Source organism: Streptomyces sp. NPDC001157 (assembly GCF_053598255.1).
The window spans coordinates 75,913-97,279 of record NZ_JBSFJW010000006.1 but is presented as its reverse complement, the minus strand read 5'-3'; the positions used below and the strand labels follow the sequence as shown (position 1 = coordinate 97,279).

The window sequence follows — 21,367 nt, the reverse complement described above, 5'->3', positions numbered from 1 at the left end:
CAGGCTCAGCCCGCCACCTGGAGCGACAGCCACAGCGCCGCCACGGCCGCGACGAGAGCGGCCGGGGTGGCGAGCAGGCCGAGCCGGGTGAACTCCCCGAGCTGCGTCTCCTGGCCGTGCCGCTGCACGATGCGCCGCCACAGCAGCGTCGCCAGCGAGCCCGCGTACGTCAGGTTCGGGCCGATGTTCACCCCGAGCAGCACCGCCAGCACCGCACCGGGCCCGGCGGCGGCGGTCAGCGGCAGCAGGACCAGCACCGCGGGCAGGTTGTTGATCAGGTTCGCCAGTACGGCGGCCAGCGCGGCGATGCCCAGCAGCGCGAGCAGCCCCGTGCCGCCGGGCAGCACATGGCCCAGCGCATCGGCGAGCCCGTTGTCGACGACCGCCCGCACCACGATGCCGAGCGCGAGGACGAACGCCAAGAACGCCGGGGACGAGGCCCGCACCACTGACAGCGGGGTGGCCCTGCGCCGCATGAGCGCCCGGCCGGCCAGCACCAGCGCGCCCGCCGCGGCCACCCATGCCGGGTCGATGCCCACCGCGGAGGCCACGACGAATCCAGCCAGTGTGCACCCCACGGTGACCAGCGCGAACAGCGGCAGCGCGGGCGTCTCGCCGGGTTCGGGGGAGTGGACGGACGCGGCCAGGTCGTCGTCGAAGAACCGCCGGAAGACCAGGTACTCGGCGCCGATCGCGACCAGCCACGGCAGGACCATCAGCGCGGCGAAACGGGTGAAGCTCAGCCCGCTCGCCTCGAACGCCAGCAGGTTGGTCAGATTGGAGACGGGCAGCAGCAGCGAGGCCGTGTTCGACAGGTGGGCGCACGCGTAGAGATGCGGCCTGGCCCGCACTCCGGCCCGGGCCGCCGTGGCGAGCACCACCGGCGTCAGCAGCACCACCGTGGCGTCCAGGCTGAGCACGGCCGTGATCGCCGACGCCAGCACGAAGACCGCCGCCAGAAGCCGGCCGGGCGAGCCCGCCGCCCGCCGGGCCATCCACGCACCGCACGCCTGGAAGAGCCCCTCCACATCACAGAAGTGGGCCAGCACCAGCACGGCGGCCAGGAAGCCGACGACGGGCCCGAGCCTGGAGACCTCCTCCCGGGCATGGTCCAGGGAGATCGCGCCGGTGGCGATCACGATCCCCGCGGCCGGGACCGCCAGCACGGCCTCCGGCATGCCCTTCGGGCGCAGTACCGCCCAGGCGAGGACCGCGACGAGCAGGGCGACGGACAGTATTTCGGCAAGCGCGGTGTTCAGGGCAGGGTCCTTCAGGGCGGATCAGCACGGGAACCTCAATGAAAACAGGTCGCGGTAAGAGATCCGCCGGAGCCCTGCCTGCTCAGGGGCCGGTGCCCGGGCTGAACACCGTCAGGAACACCGAGGACGCGTTGCCGGACACGGGGACCTGACCACCGTTCCATGTCACGGTGAGATGGTCCCGCTCGTCGGGCGGCGTCACCAGCAGCGAGGCGGGGGTGGCCGTGTGGGCACCGCTGACATCCGGATTGGAGAACGTCAGTCCCGCCCAGGCGCTCTTGCCCGGCGCCAGCGTCACGGTCGCAGGAGTGCCCGAGGAGCGCTTAGGGTCGGGGCCCAGCTGCCGGCCCGACGCGTCCACGAACGCGGCGCCCGGATAGCCACGCACCGTGCAGGTGCGGGAGGACGCGTTGGTCAGGACGACCGGGAAGTTCTCCTGCCCGGCACCGGGGTCGTTCCGCCCGACGGTCGCCCGCAGCTCCGAGGTGTGACAACGGCCCCCGGTGGTGCCGGCGGGCGCGGACTTCGCCGGGGGCGCGGTCACGGTGGCCTTGCCGGGAGCGGAGCCCGACACGGAGGCGGAGGCGGATGCGGACGCGCTCGCCGAGTCGGTGCTGTGGCCCCCGGTGGCGGGCGCGGCCGTACCGGGCAGTGTCTGGGTGCTCGTCGTGCCGCTGCCGCCGCTGCTGCCGCAGGCCGTCAGCAGACCCAGCACCGCGGCCGCACTCGCCAGCAGGGCCGCCCGGTGGACGGAGGGGGACTTCTTCGCCATGTGCCTCAACACTCCCGGTGATTCCTCGCACACGTTCTGATGTGTACGTACGGCGCCTCTGTGCCCCGTCACACAGGTCCGATGCATGCCGGGACGAAAAAGTTCGCGCGCGGCCCGAGTGATCCGCGTCAGCTTCCGATGCGCACGGAGGCGAGGACGCGGTCGGTCGCCGATGCCCGGCCACTTTGGCGGATCTGCACGTACACCCGAGTCTGCGCGCTGCCGTCCGCCGGGGCGAGTGCGGCCTCCGTGACCGACCCGCCGCCCGGGCAGCCGTCCCAGGTGCGGACCCCGCCGTGCAAGACGGTGCCGGTGTAGGTGCGGGCGCCGTCGTAGTGGCAGCCGGGGTGGCTGAGGGCGTTCACCGCGGCCGTGAGGTCGCCGTGCGTGCTCAGGCCCACCAGCACGCCGTTCACCTCGGCCCTCAGGTCCTGCCACGCGGTCAGACGGTCCGCGACGGCGAACCCCGGCTCGTGACCGGAGGGCAGGCCGAGCGCCCGCGGATCCCAGCCGGAGTCGCGTATCTGCCGGTCCCAGCCGCGGGGGACCTCGGCGACGACCCGGCCGGTCTTGTCCGCCACCCGCACATCCGTGGCCGGGGCCTGCCGGTTCACCACCGCCAGGGTCACTCCGACGGCCGCGACCAGGGTCACGGCGCCCGTCAGGGCGAGGGCCGCCCGGTGTCTTCGGGGCCGGTGGGCAGAAGAGGCGAGCCGTTCCAGCTCCTCAGCGAAGGCCTCGGCATCGGGCCAGCGGCGTCTGCGGTCCGGCGCCAGCGCCCGCATCAGGGCCCGCCGGACGGCAGGAGCCAGATCCGGTCGCAGCCGGTCCGGCCGTACGACCCTGCCGGGCTCACCCGGAACCGTGCCGGTGACCAGGTGGTAGGCGACCGCGCCCAGGCTGTACACATCGGCCCGGGCGTCGATGCCCGCGCCGGGTTCGGCCTGCTCGGGCGGCCGGTATCCCGCCGAACCGGCGGCCTGCGTCAGCCCGGACGCCTGCGCCAGACTCTTGGCAAGACCGAGGTCGGCGAGCAGTACCCGCGACACCCCCTCCGGGGAGGAGCACAGCAGCACGTTGCTCGGCTTGATGTCCCGGTGCACGATCCCAGCCGCATGCAGCGCCGCCGCGCCACGGGCGGCCAGCGCCGTCAGCCGCAGCGCCTCCGGCACCGGCAGCGCACCCCCGGCCGGCAGGTCCGCGAGGGTGCCGCCGTCGGCGTACTCCATCACGAAGTACGGCCTGCCGTCGGGGAGTTCACCGATGTCGTAGACCTGCACCACCCGGTCCGAACCAGCCCGCCGCAGCATCCGCGCCTCGGCCAGGAACCGCTCCCGCACATCGAGCCGGTGGGACCAGTTGTCGGCGAGGACCTTGACCGCCACCGGCGCGTCGAGCTCGTCGTCATGGGCCAGCCAGACCGTGCCGAACGCGCCCGAGCCCAGGCGCCGTTCGAGGCGGTAGCGCCCGATCCGCTCGACGGAATGCATACGACTATCATGCCTGGACGTGGATCGTTCCCGAGGAGAGCCCCAGGTCGCGCCGACCGAGGACCTGGCCCGCAGCGCCGCGGCGGGCGACCCGGCGGCGGTGGAGGGACTGCTCCGGGCGATCGGGCCCGAGGTCGTCCGGCGCTGCGGCCGGTTCCTGCCCTGCCGCGAGGACGCGGAGGAGGCCGCGCAGGACGTCCTGCTCCAGGTCGCCCGGAAGATCTCCACCTTCCAGGGCCGCAGCCGCTTCAGCACCTGGCTCTACACGGTCGTCGCCAACTGCTGCCGCCAGAAGTACCGCGAACTCAAGCGCCGCTCGGCCGAACAGCCGGCCCCGATCGACGCGGGCCGCCTCACCGACCCCCGCACGACCAGCGTCATCGCCGGCTCCCGCCTCGACCTGCTGGAGGCACTGGACCGCCTGGAGCGCGAGCACCCCCAACTCGTCGAGCCCCTGGTCTACCGCGACATCTGCCAGCTCGACTACGCAGAAGCAGCCGACCGCGCAGGCATCCCCCTCGGCACCTTCAAGTCCCGCCTCCACGAGGCCCGCAAACATGTCAGGCCCTGGCTGGCGGAGGCGCCCTGAGCTGGGGCGGACGAAGTGCGCCCCAAAGGGGCGCGGGGAACTGCGCGACCAGCCACGACGCAGCCGCAGACGCAAGACAACCCCCACCGGGCAGCCCGCGGAGCGTCACTCGTCGAGCAGACCGATCTCCGCCCAGATCGTCTTGCCGTCCGCCGTGTGCCGGCTCCCCCACCGCTGCGTGAGCTGAGCAACCAGCAGCAGCCCCCGCCCGCCCTCGTCCCACGTCTTCGCCCGGCGTAGATGCGGAGCCGTGTGGCTGGTGTCCGACACCTCGCAGATCAGCGTCGCCTCGTCGTGGATCAGCCGCAGCCGGATGGGGTGCGAGCCGTACCGGATGGCGTTCGTGACGAGCTCGCTCACCACCAGTTCGGCGGTGAACGCCGCCTCCTGCAGCTCCCAGGTGTCCAGTTGCTCGACGACCTGCTTGCGGATCGGCGCGACCAGTGCCGGGTCGGCGGGGATGTGCCAGGTCGCCACCTGTGAGGCCGGCAGCCCGCGGGTGCGGGCCAGCAGCAGGGCCACGTCGTCCAGGGCGCCGCCCGACGGCAGCAGGGCGTGCAGTACCCGGTCGCAGGTCTCGTCCAGCGAGTCGGAGTACGTCTCCAGCGCCTCGCACAGCATCCGGTGGCTGGCGTCGACGTCCCGCTCCCGGGTCTCGATCAGCCCGTCCGTGTAGAACGACAGCACGCTGCCCTCGCGCAGCTCCAGCTCGGCCGACTCGAACGGCAGCCCGCCCAGGCCCAGCGGCGGCCCGGCCGGCAGGTCGACCTGCCGCGGTGCACCGCCCGGCGGTACCACGACCGGCGGCGGATGCCCGGCCCGGGCCAGTGTGCAGCGCCGCGACACCGGGTCGTACACCGCGTACAGGCAGGTGGCGCCGACCTCGCCGGGGCTCCCGTCGTTGCCGGCCTCCGCGGACAGCCGGACGACCAGATCGTCCAGGTGGGTCAGCAGCTCGTCGGGGGCGAGGTCTATGTCGGCGAGCGTGCGCACGGCGGTGCGCAGCCGGCCCATGGTGGCCGAGGCCTGGATGCCGTGTCCGACGACGTCCCCGACGACCATGGCGACCCGCATCCCCGACAGCGGGATCACGTCGAACCAGTCACCGCCGACACCCGCGCGGGCCGCGGGCAGATAGCGCGAGGCGGCATCCACCGCGGCCGTGCGCGGCAGCGAGCGGGGCAGCAGGCTGCGCTGCAGGGCGAGGGCGGTCTCCCGTTCGCGGGAGAAGCGGCGGGCGTTGTCGATGCAGACGGCGGCCCGCGTGGTGATCTCCTCGGCCAGCAGGACGTCGTCCGCGGAGAAGGGGTCCGGCCGCCGGAACCGGGTGAGGACCGCGACCCCGAGAGTCAGGCCGCGGGCCTGGATCGGCACGGACATCGTGGAGTGGATGCCGTACTCCTTCACCCGCTCGGCGCGCGCCTTGTTCCAGCTGAGCCACTGGTCGAGCGCGCCCGAGGCGATCGACGCGACGATCGTGCGGCCCGCGATCAGCGAGTCGGCCTGGGGCGAGCCGGCGGGGTACTGCTCCAGCTGCCCGGGCTTGAGGACGGCCTCGGGCGTGCCGGGATTGACCGAGAGGTGCGCGGCGCGGCGCAGGCCGATCGGGGCGGTCAGCCTGAGCGGGGGCTCCCCGCCGTGCTCCTGGAGGTCCAGCAGGTCGACGCTGACCAGGTCGGCGAGGGCGGGGACGAAAACGTCCGCGAGCTCCTGCGTCGTACGGGTGACGTCGAGCGTGGATCCGATGCGCACACTCGCCTCGTTGACCAGTTGCAGGCGCTCCCGGGCGAGGTAGTTGTCGGTGAAGTCGTGCGCGGCCAGGCACACGCCCCGCACCCGCCCCTCGGGGTCGGTGACCGGCGCCATCCGGGCCAGCCAGGCGTGCGCGCGGTCCTCGCCGCCGGTGCGCATGTACGTCTGGATGTCCAGCGGGCGCCCGGTGGTGAGCACGTGCACCATGTGTGCCTCGAGCTCCTCGCTCTGCGGCTTGCCGCCGATCTCGGCCAGGCGAAGCCCGCGCATGCGATCCTCGGGCAGGCCGATCACGCCGGCCATGGCGTCGTTGACCCTTCTCAGCCGCAGCCGTTCGTCGTACACGGCGACCGCGCAGGGCGACTGGGTGAGCGCGGCCTGGGCCAGGGGGTCGTCGGGGGAGTGCGGGGCGTCGCCGTCCAGCGGGCTGAACAGGAGCCACCGGCCGGGGGCGTCGTTCTGCGACGGACGGTGGTGGGCGAGCAGCCAGACGGACACCTCGTGGCCGTCGCGGTGGTGCAGTGCGACGGTGCCGTCCCAGCGGGCCGCCGAGGGCGCGAGGACATCCCTGTCGACCAGCAGGTTCCGGCCGGGACGGCCCACCACCTCGGCGACGGGCCAGCCAAGCAGCCGCTCCGCACCCGCGTTCCACTCCAGAAGCGTGCCGGATTCATCGATGACAGCCCGCGCCGTCTCGGCATCGTCGAACGGATACTCCGGGCTCATCGTCGCCACTCCATCGCGAACACTCACAGTGAACCGCCGGGTCACTTGAGTTCCAGCCTAGTCCGTCGGCGAACCGCCCGGACGGGAACCCGCTCGGCCACGCGGTGCCCGGTCAAGGGGCCATTCCGGCCGTTGTGACCAGTGAGGCAGAAGGACGCTCCCGCACCCTTGACGGCTCTGTGTGGCGTCCCGTCAGAATCTGTTTGTTCGCGATCAGTTGTGAGTACTTCTGGGCCCTGACGAGGGGGAGCCGCCATGACAGTGACTCGGAGATCGGTTCTGCTCGCCTCCGCCGCCGCTCCTGCGGCCGGAGCGCTTCTTGCCACCCCGGTGGCCCGGGCCGCCGAGGCCGCCGCGGGCGGATCCGGCCGCCGCACCGTCGCCCTGCGCGACGGCTGGCGTTTCGCGCTGGTCAACCCGGACGGGATCACCGATCCGACCGGCGCCTACGCACAGGCCGCCGACCCGAGTTACGACGACTCGGGCTGGCGAGAGGTGGCGGTGCCCCATGACTGGAGCATCGAGCAGACCCCCACCAGCGAGCACGGCACCACCAGCGGCACCGGCTTCTTCCCCGGCGGCCTCGGCTGGTACCGCCTCGCCTTCACCCTGCCGCCCGCCTTCGCCGGCAAGCGGATCTCGGTGGAGTTCGACGGCGTCTACATGGACTCCTACGTCTACTGCAACGGCACCCAGGCCGGCCGTCACCCCTACGGCTACACCGGCTTCGCCTTCGACCTCACCGACCTGCTGCACACCGACGGCACCACCGAGAACGTGATCGCCGTCAAGGTGCAGAACCAGCTCCCCAGCAGCCGCTGGTACTCGGGCAGCGGCATCTACCGCGAGGCCCGCCTGGTCGTCACCGAGCCGGTGCACGTCGAGCGCTGGGGCACCTGCGTCACCACGCCGGACATCACCGACGAGCGGGCCGTCGTGCGCGTACGGACCTCGGTGGTGAACGAGTCCGGCGCCGCGAGCCAGGTCGAGATCCGTTCGACGGCCAAGGACCCCGACGGCCGTACGGTGGCCCGCGCCGCCACCACGCTCACGGTCACCGACAGCACGGCCGAAACCCATGAACTCACCGTCCCCCAGCCCAAGTTGTGGGACTTCGCGACCCCACACCGCTACACCCTGGAGACCGAACTGCGCGTCGGCGGCAAGACCGTCGACACCTACCGCACCGCCTTCGGTATCCGCACCTACCGCTTCGACCCCGACGAGGGCTTCTCGCTCAACGGCATCCACACCAAGATCAAGGGCGTCGACCTGCACCACGACCAGGGTGCCCTCGGCGCCGCGATCAGCATCGACGCCGTGCGCCGGCAGATGACCATCATGAAGTCGATGGGCGTCAACGCCTTCCGCACCTCCCACAACCCGCCCTCACCGCAGATGATCCAGGTCTGCGAGGAACTGGGCATCGTGATGATGGTGGAGGCCTTCGACTGCTGGCGGACCGGCAAGACGACGTACGACTACGGCCGCTTCTTCGACGAGTGGTGCGAGAAGGACGCCACCGAGATGGTCCTCGCGGCGCGCAACTCGCCCGCCGTCGTCATGTGGTCCATCGGCAACGAGATACCCGACTCCACCTCCACCGCCGGGCTGGCCATGGCGGACCGGATCATCGCCGCCGTCAAGGCGGCGGACGACACCCGGCCGGCCGTCATCGGCTCGAACAAGTACCACGGCGTGCCCGCCACCGGCTCCGCGGCCGACCTCATGCTCGCCAAGCTGGACGGCCTCGGCCTCAACTACAACACCGCCAGGTCGGTGGACGCCCTGCACGCCAAGTATCCCAAGCTCTTCCTCTTCGAGTCGGAGTCCTCCTCGGAGACCTCGACCCGCGGCTCGTACCAGGAGCCCGAGCACCTCAACACCGGTGAGAACCACACGCCCGGCAGACGCGAGGTCTCCTCCTACGACAACAACCTCGCTTCCTGGACCATGAGCGGCGAGTACGGCCACAAGAAGGACCGGGACCGCAAGTGGTTCGCCGGGCAGTTCCTGTGGTCCGGCATCGACTACATCGGCGAGCCGACCCCGTACGACGTGTTCCCGGTCAAGGCGTCCTTCTTCGGCGCGGTCGACACGGCCGGCTTCCCCAAGGACATGTACTACCTGTTCCAGAGCCAGTGGACCAGCGAGCCCATGGTCCATCTGCTGCCGATGAGCTGGAACCACGAACAGGGCGAGACGGTCGAGGTGTGGGCGTACTCCAACGTCGACACCGTCGAGCTGTACCTCAACGGCAAGTCCCTGGGCACGCGCACCTTCGACACGAAGAGGACCACGGACGGCCGTACGTATCTGGAGACCACGGAGGCCACCGGCGACGACAAGACCTTCACCACCGGCCCCTACCCCGGCAGTTACACCAGCCCGAACGGCAGCGCAGGCAAGCTGCACCTGACCTGGAAAGTGCCTTTCCAGCCGGGTGAGTTGAAGGCGTTGGCCCGCAGGGACGGGAAGGTCGTCGCCACCGATGTGCTGCGCACGGCGGGCGATCCGCATGCCGTACGGCTGACCGTGGACCGCAAGTCCCTTGCCGCGGACGGACGTTCACTGGCCTTCGTGACCGCGGACGTCGTCGACGCCCGCGGGGTGGTGGTGCCGGACGCCGAGAACCTGATCACCTTCGAGGTGACCGGCGGATCCCTCGCAGGGCTCGACAACGGCCGGGAGGAGAGCGCCGAGCGCTATCAGGCCACCACGCGCACCGCCTTCCACGGCAAGGCCCTTGCCATCGTGCGTGTCGGCACCAAGGCCGGCGCCCTGAAGGTGACCGCACGCGCGGAGGGACTGCGGGCGGGAACGGCCACCGCGCGCACCACGCCCGCCCGGTCGGCCGCGACCACCCCGGCGGCCGCCTTCGGACCGGAGCACCCGGCGCCCCCGAACTACCCGTATGCGGACGCCAGTTACTCCGGCCGCCCGGACACCCTGCCCGCCGCGATGCTCGACGGGAACCCGGCGACCGGCTGGTCCAATGCCTTCGCCAAGTCGGCCACGGCCCTGCTGCCCGCCTTCAACGGCGCGCGGAAGCAGGACTGGGTCTCGGTGGACTACGGGCGGGCCCGGACCTTCGACCGGGTGGAGATCTCCTTCACCGTTGACGCGACGCACAGCCTGCCCGCGTCGGTGGAGGCGGCCGTGTGGGACGGGCACCGGTACGTGCCCGTCACCGGAGCGGCGGTCGACTGGGCCACCGCCTCGGACGCGCCCACCGTCCTCGGTTTCGACGCCGTGCGCGGCTCCCGCCTGCGGCTCACGCTGACCAGCGCGCACCCGGGCGAAGTCCTCGGGGCCGTGCGGATCAGCAAGTTGGTGGCGCCGGGCGGCTGAGGAGTCGTAGCGGTCCGGGCGGGAAACCAGTCCCGTCCGGACCGTTGACGGAGTGTCATGGCGCGAACAAGCATGAGCTGCGTCCGCATCTGGGAGCGCTCCCACCCCGTTGGGTCGGCGAGCGTCACCCGTACCTCCGCCAGAGGAGCCCAGACGTGAAACGACGCAGAACCATTCTGCTGACCCTGACGGCCCTGTTGGGGACGGCGTTGACCGGGGTGCCGGCCTCTCCGGCCGCCGCTGACCCGGTCGAGCAGCTCAAGAACGGCACCTTCGACACCACCATCGACCCCTGGTGGACGACCAGCAACGTCACTGCGGGCCTGTCCGGCGGACAGCTCTGCGCCGATGTGCCGGGCGGCACCACCAACCGCTGGGACGCTGCCGTCGGGCAGAACGACGTCACGCTGAAGAAGGGAGAGTCGTACAAGTTCAGCTTCAAAGCGACCGGTTCGCCCCAGGGACATGTGGTGCGGGCGGTCGTGGGGCTCCAAGTGGCGCCGTACGACACCTACTTCGAGGTCAGCCCGCAGCTGAGCGTCTCCGGCGACACCTACTCGTACACCTTCACCGCACCCGCCGACACCACCCAGGCCCAGGTCGCTTTCCAGACCGGTGGCAGCGCGGACGCCTGGCGGTTCTGCATGGACGACATATCGCTGCTCGGCGGTGTCCCGCCCGAGGTGTACCAGCCGGACACCGGGCCGCGGGTGCGCGTCAACCAGGTCGCCTATCTGCCCTCCGGCCCCAAGAACGCCACCCTCGTCACCGACGCCACGGCGAAACTGCCCTGGCAGCTCAAGGACGCCGGCGGTGCGACGGTCGACCACGGCTGGACCGTGCCGCGCGGGGTCGACGTCTCCTCCGGGCAGAACGTCCACTCGATCGACTTCGGTGACTACCGCAGACCGGGCAAGGGCTTCACGCTGGTCGCCGACGGGGAGACCAGCCGCCCGTTCGACATCGGCACCGGCGCCTACGAGCAACTGCGCCTCGACTCGGTGAAGTACTACTACACGCAGCGCAGCGGCATCGCGATCCGCGACGACCTGCGTCCGGGGTACGGCAGGGCGGCGGGCCATCTCGACGTGGCGCCCAACCAGGGCGATGGCAAGGTCCCCTGCCAGCCGGGCGTGTGCGACTACACCCTCGACGTCACCGGCGGCTGGTACGACGCCGGGGACCACGGCAAGTACGTCGTCAACGGCGGCATCGCCACCTGGGAGCTGCTGAGCACGTACGAACGCGAACTGCTGGCCCGCACGGGGGAGTCGGAGAAGCTGCGGGACGGCACCCTCGCCATCCCGGAGAGCGCGAACAAGGTGCCCGACATCCTCGACGAGGCCCGCTGGGAGCTGGAGTTCCTGCTGAAGATGCAGGTGCCCGCCGGACAGCCGCTGGCCGGCATGGCCCATCACAAGATCCACGACGCGCAGTGGACCGGCCTGCCCCTGCTGCCCAGCGACGACCCGCAGAAGCGGGAACTGCACCCGCCGTCCACCCAGGCGACCCTCAACCTGGCGGCGACGGCCGCCCAGGCGGCTCGCCTCTACCGCCCCTACGACCGCGCCTTCGCGGCGAAGGCCCTCACCGCGGCCCGCAAGGCCTGGACCGCGGCGCTCGCCCACCCCGCCATGTACGCCTCCGCCAGTGACGCCACCGGAGGCGGCGCCTATGACGACACGAACGCGACGGACGAGTTCTACTGGGCGGCGGCGGAGCTGTATCTCACCACGGGCGAGAAGGAGTTCGCCGACTACGTCCTCCACTCCCCGGTGAACACGGCCGACATCTTCGGCCCGCTCGGCTTCGACTGGGGAAGGACGGCGGCGGCGGGCCGCCTCGACCTCGCGACCGTGCCCAGCAAGCTGCCCGGCCGGGACAGGATTCGCCAGTCCGTCGTCAAGGGCGCCGAGCGCTACCTGGCCACCCTGAAGGCACAGCCGTACGGCATGCCCTACGCGCCCGACGACAACGTCTACGACTGGGGCTCCAGCCACCAGATCCTCAACAACGCGGTCGTCCTGGGGACGGCGTACGACATCTCGGGTGCCGCCAAGTACCGGGACGGCGCGGTCCAGAGCATGGACTACATCCTCGGCCGCAACGCGCTGAACATCTCGTACGTCACCGGCTACGGCGAGGTCAACTCCCACAACCAGCACAGTCGTTGGTACGCCCACGAGCTCGACCCGAAGCTCCCGAACCCGCCGCACGGAACCCTCGCGGGCGGCCCCAACTCCTCCATCCAGGACCCCTACGCACAGAGCAAACTCCAGGGCTGCGTCGGTCAGTTCTGCTACATCGACGACATCCAGTCCTGGTCCACGAACGAGACAGCCATCAACTGGAACGCGGCCCTGGCGCGCATGGCGTCGTTCGTGGCGGACCAGGGCTGAGACCGATCAGGATTGCGGCTCGCGCTCCACGAGCTCGGGTCGCGGCTCGTGTTCCACGAGTTCCCCCGGCCGCTTGTGGGCGGTGAGGGTGTGCAGCTCGGCCTGATCGAGCGGCTGGTGCACCTCGACGTACTCGCCGTGCGGCAGCCGCTTGATCAGACCGGTCTCCCGGCCGTGCAACACCAGCTCCGCGTCCCGGAGTTGCAGGCCCAGACAGATACGCCGGGTGACGACGAAGACGACCGCCGGGAGGAGGAACACCGCGACGCGCACCGTCCAGGTGACCGTGTTGATCGACAGGTGCAGGCGGGTGGCCACGATGTCGTTGCCGCCGCCCGCCAGCAGGATCAGGTAGAGGCTGATCCAGGCCGCGCCGATCGCGGTGCGGACCGGGCGGTTGCGCGGGCGGTCCAGGAGGTGGTGCTCGCGTTTGTCGCCGGTCACCCGCGCCTCCAGGAACGGGTAGATCCCGATGAAGACGAGGAGCAGCGGGAAGACCACGATCGGTATCAGCACGCCGAGGACGAGCGTGTGGCCCCACAGGGTGATCTCCCAGCCCGGCATCACCCGGACCAGGCCCTCTGCGAAGCCCAGGTACCAGTCGGGCTGCGCGCCCGTGGAGACCTGGTCGGGGCGGAAGGGGCCGTACACCCAGACCGGGTTGATCGTCGCCACCGCCGCGACCATCGTCAGCGCGCCGAACACCAGGAAGAAGAATCCGCCCGCCTTCGCCAGGTACACCGGCATGAACGGCGTTCCGACGACGTTGCGTTCGGTGCGTCCGGGACCCGCGAACTGCGTGTGCTTGTGGTGGACGACCAGGATGAGGTGCGCCACGACGAGCGCCGCCATGATGCCGGGGATCAACAGGATGTGCAGCGAGTAGAAGCGGGCCACGATGTCGTGGCCGGGGAACTCGCCGCCGAACAGGAACATCGACAGATACGTCCCGACGACCGGCACCGACAGCAGGGCGCCGTTGACGAAGCGCAGGCCCGTGCCCGACAGCAGGTCGTCCGGCAGTGAGTAGCCGAACAGGCCCTCGAACAGGCCGAGGAACAGCAGCAGCCAGCCGAACAGCCAGTTGATCTCACGAGGCTTGCGGAACGAACCCGTGAAGAAGTGCCGCATCATGTGCGTCAGCATCCCGGCTACGAAGACCAGCGCCGCCCAGTGGTGCAGCTGCCGGATCAGCAGCCCGCCGCGCACGTCGAAGCTGATGTGCAGCGTGGAGGCGTACGCCTCGGACATCCGCACGCCGTTGAGCGGGACATAACTGCCGTGGTACGTCACCTCGTTCATCGACGGATGGAAGAAGAGGGTGAGGTACACGCCGGTCAGGACCAGCACGACGAAGCTGTACAGACAGATCTCGCCGAGCAGGAACGACCAGTGGTCCGGGAACACCTTGCGCAGGTACTTCCTGCCCAGGGAGTGGATGCCGAGGCGTCCGTCGAGCCAGTCGGCGACGCGTTCGCCCCGGCCCGCTGTCTGCGTGGCGGTCACTCGTCCTCCTCGTCGTCGTCCTTGTGCACATGCGTGAGCTTGTCGGGGTTGGTGACGATGTAGACGCCGTTCACCCGGTCGCCCTCGGGCGTGAGGTCCATGACCATCACGGCGTACGGGGCCTCGCCCTGGAACAGCACCGCGGCGTCGTCGCCGTTGACCCGGCGGTAGCGCAGGTCGAGCTGCTGCGGGCCGCGCCGCGCCGCGTACGAGGTGATGAGGCGGACCGCCTTGTCCCGGCCGTGCACCGGGCGCAGCCCCGCCGGCCTGCGGTTGCCGCCGCCGTCCGTCCACACCGTGACGTCCGGCGCCAGGATCTCCATCAGTTCGGCGATGTCCCCGCCGAGCGCGGCCCGCACGAACCGCTCGGTGGCCTCCTGCCGGACGCGCGGGTGGGCCCGGTAGCGCGGTCGGCGGGCGAGCACATGGTCCCGGGCGCGATGGGCCAGCTGCCGTACGGCCGCCGGGGTGCGGTCGATGATCTCCGCGATCTCGGTGTGGGCGTACCCGAACACCTCGTGGAGCACGAACACGGCGCGTTCCAGCGGGGTCAGCGACTCCAGGACCACCAGCATCGCCAGGGACACGGACTCGTCCCTCAGCACCGGGTCGTCGGCGCTCGCGTCGTCGGCGACGAGCGGCTCGGGCAGCCACGGGCCGACATAGGTCTCGCGGCGACGGGTGATCACGGCCTGCCGCTGCAACGCCTGGTTGACGGCGATCCGGACCAGATAGGCGCGCGGGTTGGAGATCCCCTCGGCGCCCCGGCCCGACCACGCCAGCCAGGTCTCCTGCAGTACGTCCTCGGTGTCGGCGACGCTGCCCAGCATGTTGTAGACGAGGCTGAACAACAGCTCCCGATGGTTCATGAAGACATCGGTCGCCTCGTCGGTGACCGGACTTCCGGTGCTGTGCGTCATGTGTGGGCCTCCCCGCTGCCGCGCTCACTACTTCGAGGGCCGGGAGGGGGCCGAATGTGACATGGAGCGGGCGAAATGTGACCTACGTCTCAGCGAATTCGCGCGATGTCACAACCGCCCGCCGCCCCGCCCTCTTGAACGCGAGTCCGACATGAGTCCGACCGCAAGGAGACCGACATCGTGTTCAAGAAATGGCACGGAAACCCGTGGGCGATCCTCCTCACCCTCTCCCTCGGGTTCTTCATGACGCTGCTCGACCTGACGATCGTGAACATCGCGATCCCGCAGCTGGGCGAGGATCTGAACGCGTCCCTCGACGAGATCCTCTGGGTCGTCAACGCCTACACCCTGGCGCTGGCCGTCCTGCTGATCACCGGTGGGCGCCTCGGCGACCTGCGCGGCAAACGCAACCTGTTCGCCGCCGGGGTCGTCCTGTTCACCCTCGCGAGCCTCGCCTGCGGCCTCGCACAGGACCCCGCCCAGCTCATCGCGTTCCGGGTGGTGCAGGGGCTGGGCGCGGCGCTGCTGATGCCGCAGACCCTGTCGATCATCGCCGAGGTGTTCCCGGCCGACCGGCGCGGAGCGGCGATGGGCATCTGGGGCACGGTCGCGGGCGCGTCCGGCGCGCTCGGCCCGATCCTCGGCGGGGCGCTGATCACCCACCTGAGCTGGCGGTGGATCTTCTACGTCAACCTGCCGATCGGGGCGGTCGTACTGCTGATGACCTTCGCGATCATCCCCGGCGCGAAGCGCACTGTCCGGCACCGCTTCGACACCCTCGGTGTCCTGCTCGCCTCGGCTGCCCTGTTCTGCCTGGCCTTCGGGCTCACCGAGGGCCAGCGCTACGACTGGAACCGCTGGATCTGGAGCCTGTTCACCCTGGCCGCCGTCCTGTTCGCCGGCTTCCTGCTGCACGAGCGCGGCCAGCAGGCGAACGAACCCCTCGTTCCGTTCGCGCTCTTCCGGGACCGCAACTTCAGCCTGGTCAACCTCGTCGGCGTCACGGTGGCCTTCGGCATCGTCGGCATGTTCCTGCCGCTGACGATCTACCTCCAGTCCGTCCTGGGCTTCAGCGCCCTCAAGTCCGGTCTGGTACTGCTGCCCGTGGCGCTCGGCTCGTTCGTGACGGCGGGGCCCGCCGGAGCGCTGTCCGACAAGGTCGGCGGCAAGTACATCCTGATGAGCGGGCTGCTCGCCTGGGCGGGCGGTCTGACCTGGGTGGTGACCGTCGCCGACGTCGGCTCGGGATGGCTGAGCATCGCGCTGCCGCTCTTCCTCACCGGCCTCGGGGTCGGCTGCACCTTCGCCCCGTTCGCCACCGAGGTCATGCGGGGCGTCCCCGCCCGGCTGGCCGGAGCGGCCTCCGGCGTCACCAACGCGCTCAGGCAGGTCGGCTCGGTGCTCGCGGGCGCCGTCGTCGGCGCCGTGCTGCAGAACCAGCTCGCCTCCGCGCTCACCGACCGGGCGCACGAGAGCGCCGCACGGCTGCCCGCGGCATACCGGGACTCCTTCGTCGCCGCCTTCTCCAAGGCCCAGTCCGACGTGGGCGCCCGGCAGCAGGGCGGCGCGCCGCACGGGGTGCCGCAGGACGTCGCCGAGCGGATGCGCGCCCTCGGCGGACAGGTCTTCGGCCACGGCTTCGTCGACGCGATGGGCCCCGCCATGTACGTGTCCGCCGCCGTGCTGCTGGCCGGAGCGCTCGCCTGTCTCGCCGTACGACGCCACCACGGCCCGTCCGCCAACCCCCATGCCCTGCCGATCACCGAGACCGAACTGGAGGAAGCCGCCCGATGAGCATCGACTTCACCGCCATGTACGCCTCCCACGACGCCTTCCGACGCGACCTGGAACGCCTTGCGCAGGCCGTGGCCGAGGGCCGCGCGCACACCCCGGGCGTGCGCGCCGGCTGGGAGAACTTCACCCACCAGCTGCACATCCACCACACCGCCGAGGACAGCGATCTGTGGCCGCGTGTGCGGGAACGCGTCGCGGGGCGTCCGCGGGAACTCGCCCTGCTGGACGACATGGAGGCGGAACACTCCCGCATCGACCCGCTGCTCGACGCGGTCGACACCGCACTGGACGACCAGGCACCCGAACTGCCTGATCTCGTACGGGCGTTGAAGGCCACCCTCGACGACCACCTGGGGCACGAGGAGGAGAGCGCCCTGCCGCTGATGCAGGACGTCCTGACGGCCGCGGACTGGGCCGCCTTCACCGGCCGCATCCGCGAGACGCAGGGCCTGCGCGGTGCCTCGGTGTTCGTACCGTGGATCGTCGACGGCGCCGAACCCGCGGACCGTGACCGCTTCCTCGGCGCCATGCCGCCGCCTGTACGAGTCCTCAACCGGCTGTTTTGGCAGGGGAGTTACCGCCGCAGGGGGCTGTGGGTCGGCGTCTGAAGCGCCCCGAAAGGGGCGCGGGGCTGTATCGATTTGCGGCTCCGCCGCGTGGGCGCGACCAGCCACGACGGCGCCGCAGGCGAAAGGCGGCACATGGCGGCGCACCCCAGCGGAGTGTTCACGCGTCGTGGAAGACGATGCCCAGCGCATGCCGGCGGCCGGAGCGCACGGTGCTCACACCGTGCCGCATCGCCCCGGCCGCCCAGCCCCGCCGGGTACGCACCGGCCGGTCCCGGGTCGTGAAGACCAGCCCGTGGCCCTGCCGGAGCGCGGTCGCGGTGCCCCGGGACTGGGCCCGCGGCCGCTGTTCGACCATCAGGAACTCGCCGCCGGTGTAGTCGCTGCCGTACTCGTCGAGGCCGACGACCACCTGGAGCGGGAAGAGCATGTCGCCGAACACGTCACGGTGCAGGGCGTTCCAGTCGCCCTCGGCGTAGCGCAGCAGGATCTGCGCGGAGCGGTCCTGTCCGGCCGCGTGACAGGCCTCCAGCCACTCCTGAAGGGAGTCCGGCCACGGCGCCGGACGGCCCAGCCGGGCCGCCCAGTCCCGCGCGATCGGCAGCAGCCGCGGATAGAGGGCCGCACGCAGGGCGGCCACCGGGGCCGGCAGATCATGCGTGAAGTACCGGTACTCGCCGGAACCGAAACGGTGCCGTGCCATGTCGACGGTGGTCCGGAACAGCTCCGGCTTCTCGTACAGCGCGGCCAGGTCACGGCACTCGGCGGGCGTCAGCAGCGGTCCCGTCGGCGCGCTGCCGTGGACGTCCAACTCGGCGGTGAGGGCCGCCCATTCGGTGTCGGCGACCCGCCTGCGGGCCTGAGCATCGGTGAGAGTCACGCCATTGCCTCCCGTCACCCCAGCATCGGCTGCAGCGCACCCTCGTGGGTGAGCAGCCGGACCTTGCGCTCGACGCCGCCCGCGTACCCGCGCATCGAACCGTCGGCGCCGATCACGCGGTGGCAGGGGCGGACGACCAGCAGGGGGTTGGCGCCGATCGCGGCACCCACGGCGCGGATCTCGGCGCGCGGCACGTCGAGCCGGGCGGCGAGTTCCCCGTACGTCGTCGTGGTGCCGTACGGGATCTCGTCGAGCGCCCGCCACACCCGTTGCTGGAACTCCGTCCCCTCGGGGGCGAGGCTCAGCTCGAAGTGCGAGAGTCGGCCCGCGAAGTAGGCGGAGAGCTGCCGGGCGGCCTCCCCGAACGCTTCGTCGTCGCGCCGCCGGTCGGCACGGACGACGGGCGCGCCGCGCTGCCCCGGCAGGGACAGCGAGGTGAGGGCCGTGCCCTCGCCGACCAGCAGCAGCTCACCCACCGGACTGTCGATCTTCGTGTACGTCTTCATGGCTCCAGTCTGCTGCGCGACACCGCCCAGGACCGGCGGGAAACGGACATGGTCCTCAGCCGGGTTCGAGGCCGGGAGGTACCGTCAGAAAGGTGCTGTGACCAGCGACTATTTACGAGTAAGTACCCCGGCGGTACCGTGAAGGCATGCCAGCCCTGAATGTCGAGTTCAGCGACCGCGAACTAGAGGACCTGCGGCAGATCGCCAAGGAGCGCGGTACGTCGATGAAGGCCCTTGTGCGCGAGGCGGCCGCGGCGGACATAGCCCGGCACCGCGCGCTGCAGGAGGGCGCGGAGGCGTTCCGCCGGTTCTTCGCCTCCCATGCCGACGAGTTCGCCGCCGCGTTCCCCGACGACGAACCCGCCCATGCCGGTGAGGGGCGGGTCGCCTGACCGATGGCACCCGTCATCCACATCGACGTGCCCTGGCTGCTTCAGCGCCACGAAGAGGTCCTGCCGGACCAGCCCACCATCAATGACTTCTCCGCGCTGGTCGCCGCCGTCGCCCGCCACCGCGTGGACCCGCCCCGCCTCGGCGTGGACTCCGACCCGGCCTGGCGGGCCGCCGCCCTGCTGCACACCCTCGCGCTGCTCAAGCCCCTGCCCTCGGCCAACGCCCGCTTCGCCTGCGCGACAGCCGTGGCGTACATGTTCGTCAGCGGCGTCGGCATCGACCCGCCCTACGGCGCCCTCGTCGATCTCGCCCGCGATCTGATCTCCGGCAAGGCCGATGTCTACGGCGCGGCGGACCGGCTGCGCTCCTGGCAGATCTGAGGGCTGCCGACGCAGTCGGACGACCCGCCCCCGGGGCCGCCGACCGAGGGCGGGAGGAACAAGGTCGGCGGCCCGTGCGGCGCAGGAGAGCCGCCGTCCTGCGCAGGGCCTCCGAGAAGGGCCGCTACCCAGTGCACTACGGGGTGGCGCACGCCGGGAGCGTGCGCGGTGCTCCGGCGCGTGCGCCTGTTTCACACGGGGCGCATGGAATGACGAAAGCTCATGCGGGTGAGGCGAGTTGTCGCCGTTTCTGACCGACCTTCAAAGAAGCGCATGTTGCTCAAGTGCCTTGTTGGCCATGAGTGTGTTGTGCAAGGGTGAACTACTCGTGCGGGGGGTGTAATGGCCGGGTGTCGATCGGCCAATCAGAAAACCCGGTCGGCCGGACATACCTGAATTCACGCCCTCCTGTGTGTTCCATGCGCGTGGGAAGGAATCCGCTCAGTGCCCACCCCCCACCCCCCTCGTCCCCCTTACCCGCCGCCCGGCGGCGTTCCCGGAGAATCCGACGAGCTCCTCGCCACCCGGCTCAGGAACCGTCCCGACGGCGAGGTCGCCCAATCCGTCGCGCTGCTGATGGCGCGGCACTGGCAGCCCGCCCGCGACTACGCGGCCATCTGCCTGGCCTCCCCGGCCGACCTCGCCTCCATGGTGACGGCGTCCGCCTTCCACCAGGTCCTCGACCGGCTGGTGCTGGGCGAGGCCGCGCTCGCCCTGCGCCCCCGGATGCTGGTGGCCGTACGCGAGACGGTCCGCCTGTGGTCCGCCGAGGACCGGATATCCAGTGTTCTGCCGGAGCTGCAGAAACCCTCCGGCGGCCGCGGTATACGTACGGCGAAGTCCATGACGCCCGAAAACCGCAGGCTCGCCGAGCGGTCATTCCAGGCCCTTCCCGGACTCTCCCGGTGTCTCCTCTGGCACACCGAGGTCGAAGCGGAGTCCATAACCGTTCCCGCCGCTCTGCTCGGCATGGATACCGACACCGCGTCGGTGGCACTCGAACAGGCGCGTGAAAAATTCCGCGAAGGTTGTGTACATGCTCATCGGGAACTCGCGCCGAGCAAGGATTGCCGGTTCTACAACCGTCTCCTCGATGTTCCGATTCGCCGGGGCGGGGCCCTGCTGCCGGATGTCCAGCAGCATCTGGCGGAGTGCCGTTACTGCCGTTCCGCCGCCGAGCAACTGAGCCATTTCGAGGGCGGGTTGGGGGTGCTCCTCGCCGAGGCGGTGCTCGGCTGGGGTGCCCGCCGCTACCTCGACTCCCGTCCCGGGCGTGCGCGGCAGGCGACGCGTACGAGCGGCCCCGCGCGGCACGGCGGTGGCCGTCCGCGCATCCTGCCCCGTATCCCGCTGCCCGGACGCCGTCCGCCGGGCGGGCCCCGGAACTCGCGGGCGGTGCTGACCGGGGTGGGCGTCGTCTCCGCCGGGCTGCTCGCCAGTCTGTTCGCGGCCGGCCTGTGGTCGCACGACGACGGCGTCGACCCGGCCGCCTCCACCAGTGCGGGCGGCGGCACGGCACCGGGCGTAGGCTCCCAGTCGTCACCCGGGTCGGCCCACCTCCCCACGGTTCCGGGGAAGTCGAGACTGCGCAACGCGGGCGCCGACCTCTGCCTCGACATCGCGGGCAAGGTCAAGGCCGGCGCCGGGATCGAACTGGCGGCCTGCTCCGACGCCGACACCCAGCAGTGGTCGTTCGAGAAGGACGGTCTGCTGCGCAGCGGGGCCGACCCCGCGCTGTGCCTGGACTCGCATCTGGACGCCGGGGTGGCGGTCCTCGGCCGGTGCGCCGCCGAGAAGGACAAGCGGGGCGAGGACGTGCGCTACGCCCTCACCGCGCAGGGCGAGTTGCTGCCCCGCTGGGACGAGCAGCTCGCCCTCGCCGCAACCCCCGAGGCGCCGGGCGCGGACATCGTCGTCAAGACCCGCGACGGCTCCCCGGCCCAACGCTGGCTGGCCGATCCGACGGCGACGACGACCCCGGGCTCGCTGTCGATCACGGGGACGGGGGCGCCTGCGGCTCGGCCCGCGGAGTTGAGCGCCTGATAGCTCGGTGGTCGGGAGATCTCGCGGCTGCGGGTGCGTCG

General features: G+C 71.1%; 16 protein-coding genes. 8 read left to right on the top strand and 8 right to left on the bottom strand.

The genetic code is table 11. The features are described 5' to 3' along the window. Positions 1-5: 5 nt before the first annotated feature. The 3 genes from ACWDAG_RS12980 to ACWDAG_RS12970 form a co-directional block, all read right to left on the bottom strand. Complete coding sequence (locus ACWDAG_RS12980; RefSeq protein ID WP_450695969.1) at positions 6-1,259, bottom strand: SLC13 family permease; 1,254 nt, start codon at positions 1,257-1,259, stop codon at positions 6-8. An 82-nt stretch (positions 1,260-1,341) separates the two neighbouring features. Further along, positions 1,342-2,031, bottom strand: coding sequence for a DUF4232 domain-containing protein (locus ACWDAG_RS12975; RefSeq protein ID WP_450695656.1), 690 nt, complete (start codon positions 2,029-2,031; stop codon positions 1,342-1,344). A 128-nt stretch (positions 2,032-2,159) separates the two neighbouring features. Then, positions 2,160-3,521: a serine/threonine-protein kinase gene (locus tag ACWDAG_RS12970; RefSeq protein WP_450695655.1), complete on the bottom strand. Its 1,362-nt coding sequence runs from the start codon at positions 3,519-3,521 to the stop codon at positions 2,160-2,162. Positions 3,522-3,540: 19 nt separating this feature from the next. Between ACWDAG_RS12970 and ACWDAG_RS12965 the strand changes: the two genes are divergently transcribed. Then, positions 3,541-4,110, top strand: a complete 570-nt coding sequence (locus ACWDAG_RS12965; RefSeq protein ID WP_450695654.1) for an RNA polymerase sigma factor — start codon at positions 3,541-3,543, stop codon at positions 4,108-4,110. 105 nt (positions 4,111-4,215) lie between these two features. Here ACWDAG_RS12965 and ACWDAG_RS12960 read toward each other — a convergent pair whose 3' ends face one another. Continuing rightward, positions 4,216-6,588 (bottom strand): SpoIIE family protein phosphatase, encoded by a 2,373-nt coding sequence (locus tag ACWDAG_RS12960; protein ID WP_450695653.1) that lies wholly within the window; start codon positions 6,586-6,588, stop codon positions 4,216-4,218. A gap of 255 nt (positions 6,589-6,843) precedes the next feature. Here ACWDAG_RS12960 and ACWDAG_RS12955 point away from each other — a divergent pair, with 255 nt between their 5' ends. Both ACWDAG_RS12955 and ACWDAG_RS12950 read left to right on the top strand, forming a co-directional pair. After that, positions 6,844-9,939 carry a glycoside hydrolase family 2 TIM barrel-domain containing protein gene (locus ACWDAG_RS12955; RefSeq protein WP_450695652.1) on the top strand — a complete coding sequence of 1,032 codons (3,096 nt, stop codon included), beginning with the start codon at positions 6,844-6,846 and terminating at the stop codon, positions 9,937-9,939. Between the two features lie 155 nt (positions 9,940-10,094). After that, positions 10,095-12,338, top strand: coding sequence for a glycoside hydrolase family 9 protein (locus ACWDAG_RS12950; protein ID WP_450695651.1), 2,244 nt, complete (start codon positions 10,095-10,097; stop codon positions 12,336-12,338). A gap of 6 nt (positions 12,339-12,344) precedes the next feature. Here ACWDAG_RS12950 and qcrB read toward each other — a convergent pair whose 3' ends face one another. Both qcrB and sigJ read right to left on the bottom strand, forming a co-directional pair. Further along, a complete protein-coding gene (gene qcrB / locus ACWDAG_RS12945; RefSeq protein WP_450695650.1) occupies positions 12,345-13,844 on the bottom strand; it encodes a cytochrome bc1 complex cytochrome b subunit in 1,500 nt (499 codons plus the stop codon). Next, on the bottom strand, positions 13,841-14,764 hold the full coding sequence (sigJ, locus tag ACWDAG_RS12940) for an RNA polymerase sigma factor SigJ (protein WP_450695649.1): 924 nt from the start codon (positions 14,762-14,764) through the stop codon (positions 13,841-13,843). Before sigJ ends, qcrB begins: the two co-directional genes overlap by 4 nt. Before the next feature lie 180 nt (positions 14,765-14,944). Between sigJ and ACWDAG_RS12935 the strand changes: the two genes are divergently transcribed. After that, the gene (locus ACWDAG_RS12935; protein WP_450695648.1) at positions 14,945-16,558 is read left to right on the top strand and encodes a DHA2 family efflux MFS transporter permease subunit; all 1,614 of its coding nucleotides are present in this window, start codon (positions 14,945-14,947) and stop codon (positions 16,556-16,558) included. Next, complete coding sequence (locus tag ACWDAG_RS12930; RefSeq protein ID WP_450695647.1) at positions 16,555-17,166, top strand: hemerythrin domain-containing protein; 612 nt, start codon at positions 16,555-16,557, stop codon at positions 17,164-17,166. The genes ACWDAG_RS12935 and ACWDAG_RS12930 overlap by 4 nt, the downstream gene beginning before the upstream one ends. 118 nt (positions 17,167-17,284) lie before the next feature. Here ACWDAG_RS12930 and ACWDAG_RS12925 read toward each other — a convergent pair whose 3' ends face one another. Both ACWDAG_RS12925 and ACWDAG_RS12920 read right to left on the bottom strand, forming a co-directional pair. Next, positions 17,285-18,004 (bottom strand): 2OG-Fe(II) oxygenase, encoded by a 720-nt coding sequence (locus ACWDAG_RS12925; protein ID WP_450695646.1) that lies wholly within the window; start codon positions 18,002-18,004, stop codon positions 17,285-17,287. A 14-nt stretch (positions 18,005-18,018) separates the two neighbouring features. Next, entirely contained in the window at positions 18,019-18,510 is a 492-nt protein-coding gene (locus ACWDAG_RS12920; RefSeq protein WP_450695645.1) for a methylated-DNA--[protein]-cysteine S-methyltransferase, read from the bottom strand. A 146-nt stretch (positions 18,511-18,656) separates the two neighbouring features. Here ACWDAG_RS12920 and ACWDAG_RS12915 point away from each other — a divergent pair, with 146 nt between their 5' ends. The 3 genes from ACWDAG_RS12915 (at position 18,657) to ACWDAG_RS12905 (ending at position 21,326) form a co-directional block, all read left to right on the top strand. Beyond that, positions 18,657-18,902: a hypothetical protein gene (locus tag ACWDAG_RS12915; protein WP_030937710.1), complete on the top strand. Its 246-nt coding sequence runs from the start codon at positions 18,657-18,659 to the stop codon at positions 18,900-18,902. Between the two features lie 3 nt (positions 18,903-18,905). After that, a complete protein-coding gene (locus ACWDAG_RS12910) occupies positions 18,906-19,283 on the top strand; it encodes a toxin Doc (protein ID WP_450695644.1) in 378 nt (125 codons plus the stop codon). Positions 19,284-19,727: 444 nt separating this feature from the next. Continuing rightward, entirely contained in the window at positions 19,728-21,326 is a 1,599-nt protein-coding gene (locus ACWDAG_RS12905) for an RICIN domain-containing protein (protein ID WP_450695643.1), read from the top strand. The last annotated feature ends 41 nt before the right edge of the window (positions 21,327-21,367 follow it).

Bases quoted from the DNA above. Each gene is read 5' to 3' on its own strand.
- ACWDAG_RS12975 (WP_450695656.1), bottom strand. From the start codon at position 2,031: ATGGCGAAGAAGTCCCCCTCCGTCCACCGGGCGGCCCTGCTGGCGAGT.
- ACWDAG_RS12960 (WP_450695653.1), bottom strand. From the start codon at position 6,588: ATGAGCCCGGAGTATCCGTTCGACGATGCCGAGACGGCGCGGGCTGTC.
- ACWDAG_RS12930 (WP_450695647.1), top strand. From the start codon at position 16,555: ATGAGCATCGACTTCACCGCCATGTACGCCTCCCACGACGCCTTCCGA.
- ACWDAG_RS12910 (WP_450695644.1), top strand. From the start codon at position 18,906: ATGGCACCCGTCATCCACATCGACGTGCCCTGGCTGCTTCAGCGCCAC.
- ACWDAG_RS12920 (WP_450695645.1), bottom strand. From the start codon at position 18,510: ATGAAGACGTACACGAAGATCGACAGTCCGGTGGGTGAGCTGCTGCTG.
- ACWDAG_RS12955 (WP_450695652.1), top strand. From the start codon at position 6,844: ATGACAGTGACTCGGAGATCGGTTCTGCTCGCCTCCGCCGCCGCTCCT.
- ACWDAG_RS12915 (WP_030937710.1), top strand. From the start codon at position 18,657: ATGCCAGCCCTGAATGTCGAGTTCAGCGACCGCGAACTAGAGGACCTG.
- sigJ (WP_450695649.1), bottom strand. From the start codon at position 14,764: ATGACGCACAGCACCGGAAGTCCGGTCACCGACGAGGCGACCGATGTC.
- ACWDAG_RS12970 (WP_450695655.1), bottom strand. From the start codon at position 3,521: ATGCATTCCGTCGAGCGGATCGGGCGCTACCGCCTCGAACGGCGCCTG.